13 protein-coding genes and 1 pseudogene are annotated in these 14,983 nt (G+C 60.4%); 5 read left to right on the forward strand and 9 right to left on the reverse strand.

Annotated elements, in window-relative coordinates; translation table 11 throughout:
* Positions 1-78 precede the first annotated feature (78 nt).
* From B2S33_RS07245 to fdhA, 3 genes are all read left to right on the forward strand, one after another.
* Positions 79-711: a sarcosine oxidase subunit gamma gene (locus B2S33_RS07245; RefSeq protein ID WP_027913569.1), complete on the forward strand. Its 633-nt coding sequence runs from the start codon at positions 79-81 to the stop codon at positions 709-711.
* A gap of 11 nt (positions 712-722) precedes the next feature.
* Positions 723-1,580 carry a formyltetrahydrofolate deformylase gene (gene purU / locus B2S33_RS07250; RefSeq protein ID WP_197874368.1) on the forward strand — a complete coding sequence of 286 codons (858 nt, stop codon included), beginning with the start codon at positions 723-725 and terminating at the stop codon, positions 1,578-1,580.
* 240 nt (positions 1,581-1,820) lie between these two features.
* Positions 1,821-3,020, forward strand: coding sequence for a formaldehyde dehydrogenase, glutathione-independent (fdhA, locus tag B2S33_RS07255; RefSeq protein ID WP_023532721.1), 1,200 nt, complete (start codon positions 1,821-1,823; stop codon positions 3,018-3,020).
* Positions 3,021-3,086: 66 nt separating this feature from the next.
* On the opposite strand, the gene B2S33_RS07260 is transcribed toward fdhA, so the two are convergent.
* From B2S33_RS07260 to B2S33_RS21555, 3 genes and pseudogenes are all read right to left on the reverse strand, one after another.
* Positions 3,087-3,998: an RHS repeat-associated core domain-containing protein gene (locus tag B2S33_RS07260; RefSeq protein WP_197874367.1), complete on the reverse strand. Its 912-nt coding sequence runs from the start codon at positions 3,996-3,998 to the stop codon at positions 3,087-3,089.
* 162 nt (positions 3,999-4,160) lie between these two features.
* Positions 4,161-4,286, reverse strand: a pseudogene (locus B2S33_RS07265) (DUF3077 domain-containing protein); the annotation flags it as partial.
* 355 nt (positions 4,287-4,641) lie between these two features.
* Entirely contained in the window at positions 4,642-5,433 is a 792-nt protein-coding gene (locus B2S33_RS21555) for an RHS repeat-associated core domain-containing protein (RefSeq protein ID WP_414707697.1), read from the reverse strand.
* A gap of 191 nt (positions 5,434-5,624) precedes the next feature.
* Here B2S33_RS21555 and B2S33_RS07275 point away from each other — a divergent pair, with 191 nt between their 5' ends.
* Positions 5,625-6,200, forward strand: coding sequence for a DUF2780 domain-containing protein (locus tag B2S33_RS07275; RefSeq protein ID WP_049695333.1), 576 nt, complete (start codon positions 5,625-5,627; stop codon positions 6,198-6,200).
* Between the two features lie 102 nt (positions 6,201-6,302).
* Here B2S33_RS07275 and B2S33_RS07280 read toward each other — a convergent pair whose 3' ends face one another.
* Both B2S33_RS07280 and B2S33_RS07285 read right to left on the reverse strand, forming a co-directional pair.
* The gene (locus B2S33_RS07280) at positions 6,303-7,655 is read right to left on the reverse strand and encodes an APC family permease (RefSeq protein ID WP_288650104.1); all 1,353 of its coding nucleotides are present in this window, start codon (positions 7,653-7,655) and stop codon (positions 6,303-6,305) included.
* Between the two features lie 217 nt (positions 7,656-7,872).
* Positions 7,873-8,754 carry an acyltransferase gene (locus B2S33_RS07285; RefSeq protein WP_145278938.1) on the reverse strand — a complete coding sequence of 294 codons (882 nt, stop codon included), beginning with the start codon at positions 8,752-8,754 and terminating at the stop codon, positions 7,873-7,875.
* 182 nt (positions 8,755-8,936) lie between these two features.
* Between B2S33_RS07285 and B2S33_RS07290 the strand changes: the two genes are divergently transcribed.
* Positions 8,937-9,437: an ATP-dependent zinc protease gene (locus B2S33_RS07290; RefSeq protein ID WP_028686654.1), complete on the forward strand. Its 501-nt coding sequence runs from the start codon at positions 8,937-8,939 to the stop codon at positions 9,435-9,437.
* Between the two features lie 97 nt (positions 9,438-9,534).
* On the opposite strand, the gene B2S33_RS07295 is transcribed toward B2S33_RS07290, so the two are convergent.
* From B2S33_RS07295 to B2S33_RS07310, 4 genes are all read right to left on the reverse strand, one after another.
* Complete coding sequence (locus B2S33_RS07295; RefSeq protein ID WP_028686653.1) at positions 9,535-10,158, reverse strand: glutathione S-transferase; 624 nt, start codon at positions 10,156-10,158, stop codon at positions 9,535-9,537.
* A gap of 2 nt (positions 10,159-10,160) precedes the next feature.
* Positions 10,161-10,826 carry a peptide-methionine (S)-S-oxide reductase MsrA gene (msrA, locus tag B2S33_RS07300; RefSeq protein ID WP_288502932.1) on the reverse strand — a complete coding sequence of 222 codons (666 nt, stop codon included), beginning with the start codon at positions 10,824-10,826 and terminating at the stop codon, positions 10,161-10,163.
* A 153-nt stretch (positions 10,827-10,979) separates the two neighbouring features.
* On the reverse strand, positions 10,980-13,667 hold the full coding sequence (locus B2S33_RS07305; protein ID WP_288650105.1) for a putative bifunctional diguanylate cyclase/phosphodiesterase: 2,688 nt from the start codon (positions 13,665-13,667) through the stop codon (positions 10,980-10,982).
* Between the two features lie 323 nt (positions 13,668-13,990).
* Positions 13,991-14,983 (reverse strand): 2-oxo acid dehydrogenase subunit E2 (locus B2S33_RS07310; protein ID WP_288650106.1); only part of this gene is annotated, 993 nt, incomplete at its 5' end.

Here is a 14,983-nt window from a genome sequence, read left to right on the forward strand (position 1 = left end):
CGGCGATGAGGCTGGCAGAGCTTGCTGGACCGGGTGTCTGCATCCCATCGACGAACAAGAATTCAAGGCAGGTATGAAATGAGCGCTATCAACGTCTTCGAGCAAAACCCCGGCGCCTCGGCCAAGGCCGAGTCGCCATTGCACCACGCCGACCTGGCAAGCCTGGTGGGCAAGGGCCGCAACAACGCTGGCGTGACCCTGCGCGAGCGCAAGTTTCTCGGCCACCTGACCCTGCGTGGCAACGGTCATGATCCAGCCTTTGCCGGTGGCGTACACAAGGCCCTGGGCCTGGAGTTGCCGGTGGCATTGACCGTCGTGGCCAACGGCGATCTGTCGCTGCAATGGGTCGGTCCTGATGAGTGGCTGCTGATCGTCCCGGGTGGGCAGGAAGTGGCGATTGAACAAAAGCTGCGTGCTGCCCTTGAAGGGCAACACATCCAGGTGGTCAATGTCAGCGGTGGGCAGAGCCTGCTGGAGCTGCGCGGCCCGAACGTGCGCGACGTGCTGATGAAGTCCACCAGCTACGACGTGCATCCGAACAACTTCCCGGTCGGCAAGGCTGTCGGCACGGTGTTCGCCAAGTCGCAGCTGGTGATTCGGCGTACTGCCGAAGACACCTGGGAGCTGGTCATCCGCCGCAGCTTCTCCGATTACTGGTGGATGTGGCTGCAGGACGCATCGGCCGAGTACGGGCTGGCCATCGAAGCTTAAGGAGAACTGCCATGAGTCGGGCACCGGATACCTGGATTCTCACCGCCGACTGCCCGAGCATGCTCGGTACCGTCGACGTGGTGACGCGTTACCTCTTCGAGCAACGCTGCTACGTGACGGAGCACCATTCCTTCGATGATCGGCTGTCCGGGCGCTTCTTCATTCGCGTGGAGTTTCGCGTGCCTGACGGCTTCGACGAAGACGGGTTGCGTGCAGGCCTTGCCGAGCGCAGCGAGGCGTTTGGCATGGCGTTCGAGCTGACGGCTCCCAACCATCGCCCCAAGGTGGTGATCATGGTGTCCAAGGCCGACCATTGTCTGAACGACCTGCTGTATCGCCAGCGTATCGGTCAACTGGGCATGGACGTGGTGGCGGTGGTCTCCAACCACCCCGACCTCGAGCCGTTGGCACACTGGCACAAGATTCCCTACTACCACTTCGCGCTCGACCCGAATGACAAGCCTGCACAAGAGCGCAAGGTGTTGCAGGTGATCGAACAGACGGGCGCAGAGCTGGTTATCCTCGCGCGCTACATGCAGGTGCTCTCGCCCGAGCTGTGCCGCCAGCTCGATGGCCGCGCGATCAACATCCACCACTCGCTGCTACCGGGTTTCAAGGGCGCCAAGCCTTACCACCAGGCGTACAACAAGGGTGTGAAGATGGTCGGAGCCACGGCGCACTACATCAACAATGATTTGGACGAAGGGCCGATCATCGCCCAAGGTGTTGAAGTGGTGGACCATACCTATTACCCCGAAGACCTGATCGCCAAGGGGCGAGACATCGAGTGCCTGACCCTGGCGCGGGCGGTGGGATACCACATCGAGAAGCGGGTGTTTCTCAACGCCAACCGCACGGTCGTTCTTTAGCGTTTTTGCTGGCCTCCTCGCCGCTTGGGTCGCGGCGAGGCTCGCCTCTGCCTCTCCCTGTGTGTGCGCCTTATCTTCCCGCGACAAACCTGCCGCTAAAAGGCATCTCCCTGTCGCTCCCAGTCAGTGCATCGGGCCCCATCCGGCCCACAATTCCCCCATTCCAGAAACACATGCCGCCCATGGATGGCGGCGCGTTCAACCACCGCTGCATAAATACAAATCAAGCGAGGTAAGAGCATGTCTGGCAATCGTGGAGTGGTATATCTCGGCGCCGGCAAGGTCGAGGTGCAGAAGATCGACTACCCGAAAATGCAGGACCCGCGCGGCAAGAAGATCGAGCACGGCGTGATCCTGAAGGTGGTCTCCACCAACATCTGCGGCTCTGACCAGCACATGGTCCGCGGCCGCACCACTGCCCAGGTCGGCCTGGTTCTGGGCCACGAAATTACTGGTGAAATCGTCGAGAAGGGCAGTGACGTCGAGCGCATGCAGATCGGCGATCTGGTCTCGGTGCCATTCAACGTCGCCTGCGGCCGTTGCCGTTCCTGCAAGGAAATGCACACCGGTGTCTGCCTCACCGTAAACCCGGCCCGCGCCGGTGGTGCCTACGGTTATGTGGACATGGGCGACTGGACCGGTGGTCAGGCCGAATATGTACTGGTGCCATACGCCGACTTCAACCTCCTGAAGCTCCCTGAGCGCGACAAGGCCATGGAAAAGATCCGTGACCTGACTTGCCTGTCCGACATTCTGCCAACCGGTTACCACGGTGCCGTGACTGCAGGCGTAGGCCCAGGCAGCACCGTCTATGTTGCAGGTGCCGGCCCTGTGGGCCTGGCTGCCGCTGCTTCGGCTCGCCTGCTGGGCGCTGCCTGTGTGATCGTGGGCGACCTGAACCCTGCTCGCCTGGCTCACGCCAAGTCCCAGGGCTTCGAAGTGGTCGACCTGTCCAAAGACACCCCGCTGCACGAACAGATCGTGGACATTCTTGGCGAGCCGGAAGTGGATTGCGCCGTCGATGCCGTCGGCTTCGAAGCGCGCGGCCATGGCCATGAAGGCGCCAAGCACGAGGCACCTGCCACCGTGTTGAACTCGCTGATGCAGGTGACCCGTGTGGCCGGGCAGATCGGTATTCCCGGTCTGTACGTGACCGAAGACCCGGGTGCAGTGGATGCTGCTGCCAAAATCGGCGCGCTGAGCATCCGCTTCGGCCTTGGCTGGGCCAAGTCGCACAGCTTCCACACCGGCCAGACCCCGACCATGAAGTACAACCGCCAGCTGATGCAGGCGATCATGTGGGACCGCATCAACATTGCCGAAGTGGTGGGTGTGCAGGTGATCAACCTGGATCAGGCGCCGGAAGGGTATGGCGAGTTCGATGCAGGTGTGCCGAAGAAATTCGTGATCGACCCGCACAAGATGTGGGGCGCGGCGTGACGGGCTTCGCAACGGTATAAGAAAGCGCCACGCATGGGAGTGCGTGGCGTTTTGCGTTTGGCTGGATCATTCGCCCTGAGTCGTTCTGGGGTTACCACGGATATGAGTGGTAAGGTCCTGAGGATCCAATGCGCTCTTCAGCAGTCTTCCACCCTCGTTCAACATACCGCGCTGTCGTTCCACCAGTGTGTTGAGGTGCAGTCCACCCGCTTCCGTCGGAAGTAGATCTTGTAACGTTTGCAACGTCCGTAGATCTTTTTCATTGGCTTTATATCGGGCCAAATTTTCCTTCAATATGGCCCCTTTTCCACCGCCCAGATCCTGGTTTACCGGTACGCGGTTAAGCGTTCGAGTTTCATATCGGTAGAGGGTATCCGGCTGCCAGGTTTTTGAGTAATACTTGCTGTTCCCTTGTTTCACGATCTTCGTCGAGGGCGGCACGTTGCTACCCGCTGTAAGCCTGATTACAGTCGTTGTGGGCTGTCGCTTGATTTGTTTGAAAATTTCAATAACGAGCGTGACATGGCCTGAGGGATCGACCGCGTTCACCGGGTCGTTCGTACAGTAGGCGTAGCTATTCAGGCCGCCTTCGCCAAAGGGGCTGAGACTGTCTGCTGCGATAAATCTGCCAAGGCTAGGAGAGTAAGCGCGGTATCCTTGCCCCAGTAGATAGCATCTGGCAGTTGGTTCCAACGCCTCACCATTAAAGCCTGTCGCCACTCGCGTTGAAGGCAAGGTGGGATCATGTCCGTAAGCTGAATAGCTGTGGGGAGGCTCCTCATCGTCGCTCAGCACAGAGAGCACAGAACCCTTGTCGTCGGTTGTCAGCAGCCCGGCGGTTGTTGTGGCCCCCGTGAGTTGTTCTGCCAAAGGCGCTTCAGCGCCGCGCAGGATCGTACGAGTGACGGCGTCCTCCCGGACGGTACTCAGCTTGTTGCCTTGGTAGAATAAAAGCGAACTGTTCGGTGCTTTGCTCATGGTTCAACTCCCTGCCGTGCGGGGTGAATGGAGGTTGCTCTAAGCCCATTCTGAACAGCCACAGGGATTTAGGTACTGGCAGAAATGACAGTTTTGGAAGCTCACACGGAACCTGTAGGAGCGGGCCCGCCCGCGAAGAGGCCAGCCCGCCCTAGCCATCACTCAGCGCATCATCCCCAACTCCGCATCGTCCAACAGCGCCTTGGCCAGCGCGCTTAGATAATGCGAAGCCCAAAGCAACTGCGGCTTGTTGTCCATCAGGCCGTCAATGGTCAAATCCCGTGCATATACGATTTTAAGCGTGAGGAATGACCTGTAGTGGGGCCACAACCAGCCTGCTGTCAAACAAGAAGGCGGCAGCTGTACATGGGTTGACAGACCGGTAGGTCAAACAAAACCCGGCGCACGTGAAGTGCCCCATGCACAGCTGCCATAGAGGTTAAGCCATGTGTTTGACGAAGGCGGCCTGTCAAAGCCGGTCGCTGATTTTGCAACGACCGGCCGAGACTAGAGCCCATCCCGGATCACCGCAACGGCTTAAACGGCTTGGAAGCATATTTCTGAAACGTCCTACAAGTAAGCGGAAAAATCGGAAAACTGGCGGCGTTAGGCGCGCTGATCCGCTGGTCCGGTTGGGCATTACCTAATATAACAATCTGTCTTCACGGATCTTTGCGTTCGCTTCTGGTGGGTGACTACCGCTGTCGGCATTCGAAGAGCTCCAGGCTGGACGCGTGGACTCAATTTCACGTCTGAAGTGATCAATTGAATTTTGCTCGTCGCGCATTAGTGCTCTTCCCGCTTTCGCTGCACCATCCTTAATTTTTTTGATGTTGATGTTAATATCACTTACGTAGTCATCAAGGACGCTACGCGCTCGGGAAGAACCATGTGAACTGCTAACCCCTGGTAAGCTCGAGAGCTGCTCAGGATTTGTACTGATAGACAGGGTTGGGACCTCTGAAGCTCGAGGTGGTTTGTGCTTTGGCTGAGGAGCAGTGCCTGCCGGCTTTATTGTTGGTTGTTTACCCGGTCGGGGTGTAGAAGTATTAAGCGATTTTTTGACGAGCGCCAGTTTGGCTGTCGGCCCGAGTCCCTTGTATCTCGGGAGTAGACCGACTTTAGTAATCGGCCTCGGCATATGTCCCGTAGGATCCTGAAAATTAACCGGGTCACCAGCGCAGTAGTTGTATGCATTAATCCCGCCTTCGCCAAAGGGGGACAGACTGTCAGGACTTAGAAAACGTAGAAGTGACGGTGCATAGCTACGATAACCGACGCCCAGCTGATAATACTTTGTGAACTGCTCTATGGCCTGGCCGTTGAATCCAAGTAAGATTTTTGCTGGCTGGAGTGTTGCGCAGAAGCCATAGGCAGAATAAACGTGCGGTCCGACGTCTTTTTCATACGGGTGTGCTCCTGTCAGAATGCGCATAGCTCTCGCTCTTTTAAAGCGGCTGCTCTGAGTATCCCGGTGATCTCCGTATGCCGCTACTGGCAGAAGTAACAGGTGATGGATACGGTACGGGTGAACATCTGCGTCGACAGTCGGATAGGAACAAATCCCCCAAACCCCAGTCGAATGCCTCGTTTCCCAGGCCATCCCGGCCTACGAGGTCCCTCCCGATGAAAGCATTCACCCTGGCGACCCTGATGACCCTGGCCGCAAGCCCGGTGTTCGCCTTCAACCTCAGCGACGCCGCCAACGCCGTCTCTGCCATGCAGAACCAGAAGCAACAAGGCCAGGTGCAGGCTCCTGCGGCCCAGGCCAATCTGCTCAATACCCTGGGCAGCCAATTGAACATCACCCCCGAACAGGCCGTGGGCGGGGCGGGGGCGATGCTAGGGATGGCACGTAACAACCTCAGCACTGAGGAATATGGCCAGTTGACCAAAGCGGTGCCTGGGCTGGACCTGTTGGCTGGGGCCAATGCGCTGGGTGAGTTGGGCGGGTGGGGTGAAATACTGGGCAAGAATAGCGAAAGCCAGTCGGCATTGAGCAACGCGCTGGGCAACAACGTGGAAAACCGCAGCGACTTGTACAGTGCATTCAAGGCGCTGGGGATGGATGCCGGGATGATCGGGCAGTTTGCGCCGTTGATTCTGCAATACCTCGGCCAACAGGGCATTGCAGGGTCGTTGTTGCAGAACCTGGGTAGCTTGTGGACCGCACCAGCGCCCTTGAACCAGCCTTCGGTCTAGGGCACGGTATGGACAATCCAGGTAGATGGTGAAGGCTGGCGCGGCCCTTTCGCGACATGCGTCCGCTCCACAACAGCCAGCGCAGGCCGCCAGATCATTGGATCAGGCAGCTTCGCTGAAATCCACCAGCCGCACCGGGCGGCGGAAGCCGGCGGTCAGGACGGCCAGGTAGGCAAGGCCCAGCGCGAACCAGCACAGCCCGATCACCAGCGTCAGCGCCGACAGGCTGGTCCACAGCCACAGCGTCAGCCCCAACCCCACCAGTGGCACCACGCCATAGCTCAGCAACCCCTTGGTATTGCGCTGGCTGGCATCGTCCATCAGGTGGGTCTTCACCACCGCCAGGTTCACCGCCGAGAACGCCACCAAGGCGCCGAAGCTGATCAGCGAGGCGAGGGTGGACAAGTCGATTACCAGCGCCAGCAGTGAGAACGCCGATACCACCGCGATGGCGAATACCGGTGTGCCGAGGCGTGGCGACAGGTGGCCGAAGGTGCGCGGGGGCAGCACCCGGTCCCGGCCCATGGTGTAGAGGATGCGCGACACTGCGGCCTGGGAGGCCAAGGCCGAGCCGAGGCTACCGGCGACATAAGCGGCCGTGAAGAAGTTGGCCAGGAACTGGCCGCCCGCCTTGAGCATGACCTCGTTTGCAGCAGCATCGGCATTGGCGAAGGTGCTGCCCGGCAGCACCAACTGGCTCACATAGGCCAGCACGGTGAACAGCAGGCCGGCGAACAGCGTGGTGAGGATGATCGCCCGAGGCACATCACGCCGAGCATTGCGGCTTTCCTCGGCCAGGGTGGAAACGGCATCGAACCCCAGGAACGACAGGCACAGCACTGCCGCGCCGGCCATCATCGGACCAAAGCCGGGTGCGCTACCGTCACCTTGCAGCGGCGCCAGCCAGTCGATGGGGTGGCCGTCGCTGAGGGACTGCCAGGACAGCGCGATGAACACACCAATGAAGACGATCTGCGCGCCCACGATCAGATTGCTGGTCTTGGCCACCGAGCTGATACCAACCACGTTGAGCACGGTCACCAAGCTGATGCAGGCGAGTACGAACGCCCAGGCCGGCACCGCTGGAAAGGCGATATTCAGGAACAGGCCGATGAGCAGGTAGTTGATCATCGGCAGAAACAGATAGTCGAGCAGCAGCGACCAGCCCGCCAGAAAGCCTACGTTCTGGCCAAAAGCCATGTGGGTGTAGGAGTACGCCGAACCCGCGACCGGGAAGCGTTTGACCATAAAGCTGTAGAACGCGGCTGTGAACAGCATGGCCATCAGCGTGATCAGATAGGCGGTTGCCGTACGGCCACCGGTTAGCTCGGTGACGATGCCGTAGGTAGTGAAAATGGTCAGTGGGACCATGTACACCAGGCCAAAGAACACCAGGGCAGGGAGGCCCAGAACACGACGCAGTTGGGGCGGGGCGGAGCTTGATGGGTGGGTCATCGGTCGATCCAGACATTTTTGTAGTTGTGCTGTGATCGATCTTTATCCACAAAAGGGGTGTGTGACAAGAAGTATCAGGGGCCGAATAGACGCCGGACTCTCATTGGCAGGGTGTCCAAGCGTCCAATGCGCCTATCGCCTGGATGCCCCGCGCGCCGTCATGACCCCGCAGGACCCAGCATGCCGGCGCCATAGCCATTACAGGCAACAACGTCCCTTATTCCCAACGCAACTGCTCGATCCGTTCATCCTTTTCCAGCCACAGCTGGTTTACCCACGCCTGTACTGTCTGGCGGAAAACAGGATCGCTCTCGTAGTCGCCGGCCCACAACGCTGGGGCGAGCTCACGCACCTGAATGTCGATAATTACCCGGCTGACACTGCCATTGAGCAAGTCCCAGAAACCTGGCGCCTTGTCGCCGGGGTAGACGATTGTGACGTCCAGCAATGCATCGAGCTGCTCACCCAGCGCTGCGAGTACGAACGCCACGCCTCCGGCCTTGGGCTTTAACAGATGGCGGTAGGGTGATTGCTGCTCCTGGCGCTTGGCCTCGGTGAAGCGGGTGCCCTCCAGGTAATTGACCACGGTCACCGGTTGGCGCTTGAACAGCTCGCAGGCAGCCTTGGTGATTTCCAGATCCTTGCCCTTGAGCTCGGGGTGCTTCTCCAGAAAGGCTTTGCTGTAGCGTTTCATGAAGGGATAGTCCAGGCCCCACCATGCCAGGCCCAGCAGCGGCACCCAGATCAATTCCTTTTTCAGGAAGAACTTGAAGAAGGGTGTGCGCCGGTTGAGGCTCTCGATCAAGGCGGGAATGTCCACCCAGCTCTGATGATTGCTGATCGCAAGGTACGAGGTGTCACGGCGCAGGTTTTCGATGCCGCGAATGTCCCATTGTGTGGGGGTGCACAAGGCAAAGATGGCTTTGTCGATTTCCGACCAGGTTTCGGCCACCCACATTACAGCCCCTGATGCATGGTCTCGCCCACGACCAGGTAGCACCAGTTTGAACAAGGCGAACACCAGCAGGGGCCCGATCAACACCAAGGTATTGAGCAGCAGCAAGGTGGCTGTAAGTATGCCGGTCAGCACGCGACGCATAAGGAGACTCTTTCTGTCAGAACCATAACGATCGGCAATGATAAGCAGGGTTGCGAACTACGCCAAACCTCCAATGCCCGGCGGCACGGACAAATGTTTCACATTATGTTGGTTAGGCTTTGGACCGCGAACCTGGGCTGCCTGTGCGGTCTAACCCGTAAATCGATCAAGGAAGCTTGCTTGTGAAATCACTGTTTGCCGTGCTGACCCTGTTGACGCTACCGGTGATGGCCGCCGAGCCTACGCTGTACGGGCGTTACGAGAATATCGCGCTGCCGGAGATTGGCCAGACGCTCAAGGCCAAGATGGATACTGGCGCCTATACGGCGTCACTGTCTGCCAAGGACATCGAGCTGTTCACCCGCGATGGGCAGGAGTGGGTACGTTTCCGTTTGGCAACCAAGGATGCCGACGACAAGGTTTACGAGCACCAGGTCTCGCGCATCAGCAAGATCAAGGGCCGTGCCGATGATGAGGATGAGGGCGATGCACCCGAGAGCGCCAAGCGGCCAGTGGTGGACCTGGAACTGTGCCTGGGAGACGTGAAGCGAACCGTGGAGGTCAACCTGGTGGATCGCAGCAACTTCAATTACCCACTGTTGGTGGGTGCCAAGGCGTTGCGCGAGTTCAAAGGCGCGGTGAACCCTGCCAAACGATTTACCGCTGGCAAGCCTGACTGCTGATTATCGTTGCATGAACGGGCGCATCGCCGCTGACGCACGCCTACAGGGGCGCCGGATCGCTTCTACACGAGCCGGCTTGACGGCAATAGCCTTCTGTTCAGGCATCGGGTGCGGTGGCGACCATTGACGGCCGTGTGCTCACCTCGGCGTACCAGGCCGCCAGCCCAGGCTGGCGCTCACGCCAGCCAAACGCTGGCTGACGCAAGTCCAGGTACCCCAATGCGCAAGCCACGCCGATTGCTGCCAAATCGAATCCCGACATCAGCTCCGCCAGGTGGGCCTGTTCGAGGTTGGCCAGGCTGCGGCGGATCTTGTCCCCCTGCGCCTCCAACCACCCATCCCAACGTTTCTCGACGGGTCGCACGAACGTTTCGTAGCGGCTCGAGACGGCTGCATCCAGAATGGCATCCGCCTGGGAGGCCAGCGTCATGCGCCGCCAGCGAGCCGAGCCTTCCCGGGGCAGCAGTGGCAACCCCACATGTTGCTGATCCAGGTACTCGCAGATCACCCGGCTGTCATGCAGCACGGTTCCGTCGGCCAGGCGCAGCGCCGGAATCTTGCCGATGGGATTGCCGGCGTTGAGCTGCTCGTCACCGTTGACTGGGCTGATGTTCACAGGCTGCAGTGCCACTCGGTCCAATTGGCCGGTTTCGTGCAATACCACCATGACCTTGCGCACGAATGGCGACAGGGGCGAGTGGAACAGGGTCATGGTGCTCATACTCAATTCCCTTGCAAGCTGGCCGGCATGCACACGCCCGTCCCGCCGATACCGCAGTAGCCGTCCGGGTTCTTGGCCAGGTATTGCTGGTGGTAGGCCTCGGCGAAGTACACAGTGGGTGCTTTGTCGATTTCGGTGGTGATCTGACCGAAGCCAGCCTTGTCCAGCTCGGCCTGGAAGGCCTCGCGGCTGGCCTGGGCCTGCTCGAGCTGCTCTTGGCTCGTGCAGTAGATGGCCGAGCGGTACTGCGTGCCGACATCGTTGCCCTGGCGCATGCCCTGGGTCGGGTTGTGCAGTTCCCAGAACATGGCCAGCAGTTCACCGTAGCTCACTTTGCTCTTGTCGAAGACCACCAGCACAACTTCGGTGTGCCCGGTCAGGCCTGAGCAGACCTCTTCGTAGGTAGGGTTCGGGGTAAAGCCGCCGGCATAACCCACGACGGTACTGACCACACCCTCACGCTGCCAGAATCGACGCTCTGCGCCCCAGAAACACCCCAGGCCGAAAATGGCGAAATCCACATCTTCGAAGAATGGCCCGAGCAGCGGCGTTTCCTCGAACACGTAGTGGAACTCGGGCAGGCTCATCGGCGTTTCGCGGCCAGGCAGGGCCTGCTCCGCAGTGGGCATGACGTTTTTGTTCACCAGTATTTCCGAACGCAGGACCATGGCCGTTCCTCTGTGTCTATTCAGTTGGATAGCTTCAGGGCCATCGCCGACAAGTCCGCTCCCGATCACATGACCTGCGTGATCCTGGTGGGGACGGGCCTGCTCGCGATGTAGCCCGAATGGTTTCTAGTGTGCCCGAGGTTTGCGCCGCTGTCAGGCGGCTGGACCTCGCGGATAGCGTTGCAGGCGCTCTGCCAGCTCTCGCCCCGGAATAGGTCGGTCAAACAGATAGCCCTGCCCGATGTCACACCGGTGTCGACGCAGGAAACCCAGCTGCGCAGGGGTTTCAATGCCTTCGGCTACCACCTTCAGCTTGAGGTTGTGGGCCATGGCGATCACCGCCGAGGTGATTTCCATGTCGTCCTGGTTGTCGGGGATGTCCTTGATGAAGCTGCGGTCGATCTTGAGGATGTCGATCGGGAATTTCTTCAGGTAGCTGAGCGAGGAATAACCGGTGCCGAAGTCATCCATGGCCAGGGTCAGGCCCAAGGCTTTGAGCTCGTCGAGTTGCCGATGGGTGTCCTCACTGGCTTCGAGCAGCAACCCTTCGGTCAGCTCCAGCTCCAGTTGGTGCGCAGGCAAGCCTTCTTCCCTGATGATGCTGCTGATCGAGGCGACCAGATCAGGGTCGGAAAACTGCTTGGGCGACAGGTTGATCGCGACGTGCAGATTGCCAAGCCCTGCTGCACGCAGTTCGTTGCTCATGCGGCACGATTGGCGCACCACCCATTTGCCAATGGGGATGATCAAACCGGTTTCTTCGGCCACGCTGATGAACTGGTCAGGCCGGATCATGCCCCGCTCGGGATGGTTCCAGCGCAACAGTGCCTCCAGGCCCAGCAGCCGGCCGCTGCGCAGGCACAGCTTGGGCTGGTAGAACACGTCCAGCTCGTTCTGGGTCAATGCGCGGCGCAGGTTGTTCTCGACGAACAGTTTGTAGCTGGCTTCGGCGTTGAGGACCTCGGTGAACACCTGCACCTGGTGTTTGCCGTTGGCCTTGGCCTTGTGCAGCGCCAACCCGGCATTCTTCATCAGGCTGGTGGGGTCGGCACCATGCTGGGGAGCGCTGGCTAGGCCCACCGATGCCGTGACATTGATCAGCTGGTTATCGACGAACATCGGCTTGTCGAGGGTGCGCAACAATTGCTGGGCAACCCCCTGGCCGGCCTCCAGGCTGGTGTCGTCGAGCAACACGGCGAATTCGTTGCTGGCAAAACGGGCCAGGATACCGCCAGCATGCAGGCTGTTGCGCAAGCGCCTGGCCAGGCTGATAAGCAACTTGTCGCCCGTGTGATGGCCGAGACTGTCGTTGATGCGCTTGAAATTGTCGATGTCCACCAGCAGCAGACACATCGGATTCTGCACATCCCGGGCGAAGCATTCGTCCAGGCTGCGGATGAACGCCGGACGGTTGCCCAGGTTGGTCAGGTTGTCGGTGTAGGCCAGCCGCTCGATGCGCTGCTGGGCCAGTTTGCTCTGGGTGACGTCTTCGTAGATGCCGATGTAGTGGGTCAGCTCGCGGTTGTCACCATACACCTTGGAGATCGACAGCTGCCCCCAGTAGGGTTCCAGGTTCTTGCGCCGGCTCTTGAATTCACCCTGCCAGCTATTACCCATGGCCAGGCTCGAAGGCGAGTCGAACAGCAGCTCGTTGAGGTTCTCAAGGGCGGGCAGTTCACCCAGGTGACGCCCTTGCACTTCCTCGGTGCTGTATTGGGTGATGGCGGTGAAGCTCGGGTTCACATACTCGACCTGCCCATCCCGGTTCACCAGCAGGAAGGCGCTGGCGCTCTGCTCCACGGCACGTTGGAACAGGTGCAGCGCACTGGCCGCCGCGCGGCGGTTGTGATTGGTAATGACCTGGGCGAACTGGTCGGCCAGCTCGCCGGCAAAGGCGATCTCATCGGACTGCCAGGCCCGTGGCTGGCCGGCCTGTTCCAGGCACAACACGCCCACTACCTGGCCATCGACGCGAATGCTGGCATCGAGCATGGCCTTGTTGCCAGGCCCCAGGCTCTGCATCAACGCACGTGTACGGGGATCATGCCCAGCGTTGTGCGCATCGATCGCACGGCTGGCATGCAGGGCCTCGAGGTAATCCGGGAAATGGCTGGCGTCGATTGCCTGGAGTTGCCGGTGCGCTTGCACATCGCTGTACCAGGCGGTGATCGGCTCAAGCCGATGGCCTTCCAGGTGCCAGATACCGGCGCAGTCGATCTTGTAGATCTCACAGGCGCTACGGGTGATCAGTTCGGCGGCTTCGAGCAACGAGTTCTCGGCGCTGTAGCGTTGACGGGCCAGGCGCAGGATCAGGTCTTGCTGGCTGCGTACGCGCTCCAGGTGCTCGAGCTGCTCACGTTGGGCACGCTGGTTCAGTTGCAGGGCCAGTTGCAGGCGGTTGTTGCGTGACTCCAGGTCGCTGGCGGTCTCGCCCGTGTCTTCCGGGTGATCGTCCAGTACGCTCAGGTAGCCGCACAGCAACTGCCGGGCGTGCTGTTTGAAGGCTTCGCCGACCTCCAGCATGCGCACGGAAGCGCCTGGCGTGTGCAGGGTGTAGCGCACGCGGTAGTAGCCGCGTTGCGACAGTTGCAGCTGGATGTCGTCATGCAGCCGGTAGCGGGCCTCAGGTTCCATGAGGCTGGCGTAAGGGGCATCGACCAGCGCGCAGAGGTCACTGGCATGAACGCCGAACTGGCGCTCGCAGGCCGGGTCCAGGTAGAGCAACGACCAACTGGCTTCATTGAGCCTTTCGAAGCGCAGCATGCCCAACCGCGAGGGCACGGGTAACTGCGTGACGACCTCGCCCGTCACACGGTTGCCAGCATCGGGTTGGCTTTTCATCGAAAACTCGCTTGAAGAGGGAACGCGCGCGTTGGACCGCGTCGAATCTGGCAAGGTTGCATCATGTCCCTATAGCTGGCAAGCGGCCATGTACGAAGCTGTAACAAGGTTATCGGCCGAGGGTACGGAATCTGTAGGACGGCTGTTCAGAGCGGCTGTGCAACGATGATCGGCAACGCCGACGCGCACCGGGGCCATCATGTCCCCGCTCAGCGCCCACTTTGCGCCAGGCAAAAAAAGCCCCGTCAATCGACGGGGTTGAGGTACGAGCGTGGCAGCTCGAAAAAGAGACTGCCCCTCACCGGGAGGGGCAGTGCGCTGCCTTACAGCAGCATGGTGCGGATATCGCCCAGCACATCGCCCAGACGCTTGGTGAAGCGCGCAGCGGCAGCGCCGTTGATCACACGGTGATCGTACGACAGCGACAGCGGCAGCATCAGCCTGGGCTGGAAGGCCTTGCCGTCCCAGACAGGCTGCATGGTCGCCTTGGAGACGCCCAGGATGGCCACCTCAGGGGCGTTGACGATCGGCGTGAAGCCGGTGCCGCCAATATGGCCGAGGCTGGAGATGGTGAAGCAGGCGCCCTGCATCTCGTCCGCCGACAGCTTCTTGGTACGCGCCTTCTCGGCCAGTGCAGCCGCTTCGGCAGCCAGCTGCAGCAGGCTCTTCTGGTCGACGTTCTTGATCACCGGTACCAGCAGGCCGTCGGGCGTGTCCACGGCAAAGCCGATGTGCACGTATTTCTTGCGGATGACCGCTTTGCCGCTTGGTGCCAGCGAGCTATTGAAGTCTGGCAGTTCCTTGAGCAGGAAGGCGCAGGCCTTGAGCAACAGCGGCAGGACGGTCAGCTTGACGCCGGCCTTTTCTGCGACGGCTTTCTGGGCCACGCGGAAGGCTTCGAGCTCGGTGATGTCAGCCGAATCGAACTGGGTGACGTGCGGCACGTTCAGCCAGCTGCGGTGCAGGTTGGCAGCACCGACCTGCATCAGGCGGGTCATGGCCACTTCTTCGACTTCACCGAACTTGCTGAAATCGACCACCGGAATCGGCGGAATGCCAGCGCCGCCGGTTGCACCGGCAGCTGCCGGCGCTTCCTTGGCCTTCTGCATCATGGCCTTGACGTAAACCTGCACGTCTTCTTTCAGGATGCGGCCATGTGGGCCGGTCGCTGCCACGGCACCGAGCTCTACGCCAAACTCACGGGCCAGCTGACGCACGGCTGGGCCGGCGTGCACCTTGGCGTTGTTGCCGGCAGCCGGGGCGGTTGCGGCTGGCGCAGGGGTAGCGGCAGCCGGGGCGGCGGCAGGGGCAGCGGC

The sequence above is a fragment of the Pseudomonas sp. UBA5568 genome, from assembly GCF_002425525.1.
GTDB lineage: Bacteria > Pseudomonadota > Gammaproteobacteria > Pseudomonadales > Pseudomonadaceae > Aquipseudomonas > Aquipseudomonas fulva.

Bases quoted from the DNA above. Each gene is read 5' to 3' on its own strand.
- B2S33_RS07245 (WP_027913569.1), top strand. From the start codon at position 79: ATGAGCGCTATCAACGTCTTCGAGCAAAACCCCGGCGCCTCGGCCAAG.
- purU (WP_197874368.1), top strand. From the start codon at position 723: ATGAGTCGGGCACCGGATACCTGGATTCTCACCGCCGACTGCCCGAGC.
- fdhA (WP_023532721.1), top strand. From the start codon at position 1,821: ATGTCTGGCAATCGTGGAGTGGTATATCTCGGCGCCGGCAAGGTCGAG.
- B2S33_RS07260 (WP_197874367.1), bottom strand. From the start codon at position 3,998: ATGAGCAAAGCACCGAACAGTTCGCTTTTATTCTACCAAGGCAACAAG.
- B2S33_RS21555 (WP_414707697.1), bottom strand. From the start codon at position 5,433: ATGCGCATTCTGACAGGAGCACACCCGTATGAAAAAGACGTCGGACCG.
- B2S33_RS07275 (WP_049695333.1), top strand. From the start codon at position 5,625: ATGAAAGCATTCACCCTGGCGACCCTGATGACCCTGGCCGCAAGCCCG.
- B2S33_RS07280 (WP_288650104.1), bottom strand. From the start codon at position 7,655: ATGACCCACCCATCAAGCTCCGCCCCGCCCCAACTGCGTCGTGTTCTG.
- B2S33_RS07285 (WP_145278938.1), bottom strand. From the start codon at position 8,754: ATGCGTCGCGTGCTGACCGGCATACTTACAGCCACCTTGCTGCTGCTC.
- B2S33_RS07295 (WP_028686653.1), bottom strand. From the start codon at position 10,158: ATGAGCACCATGACCCTGTTCCACTCGCCCCTGTCGCCATTCGTGCGC.
- msrA (WP_288502932.1), bottom strand. From the start codon at position 10,826: ATGGTCCTGCGTTCGGAAATACTGGTGAACAAAAACGTCATGCCCACT.
- B2S33_RS07305 (WP_288650105.1), bottom strand. From the start codon at position 13,667: ATGAAAAGCCAACCCGATGCTGGCAACCGTGTGACGGGCGAGGTCGTC.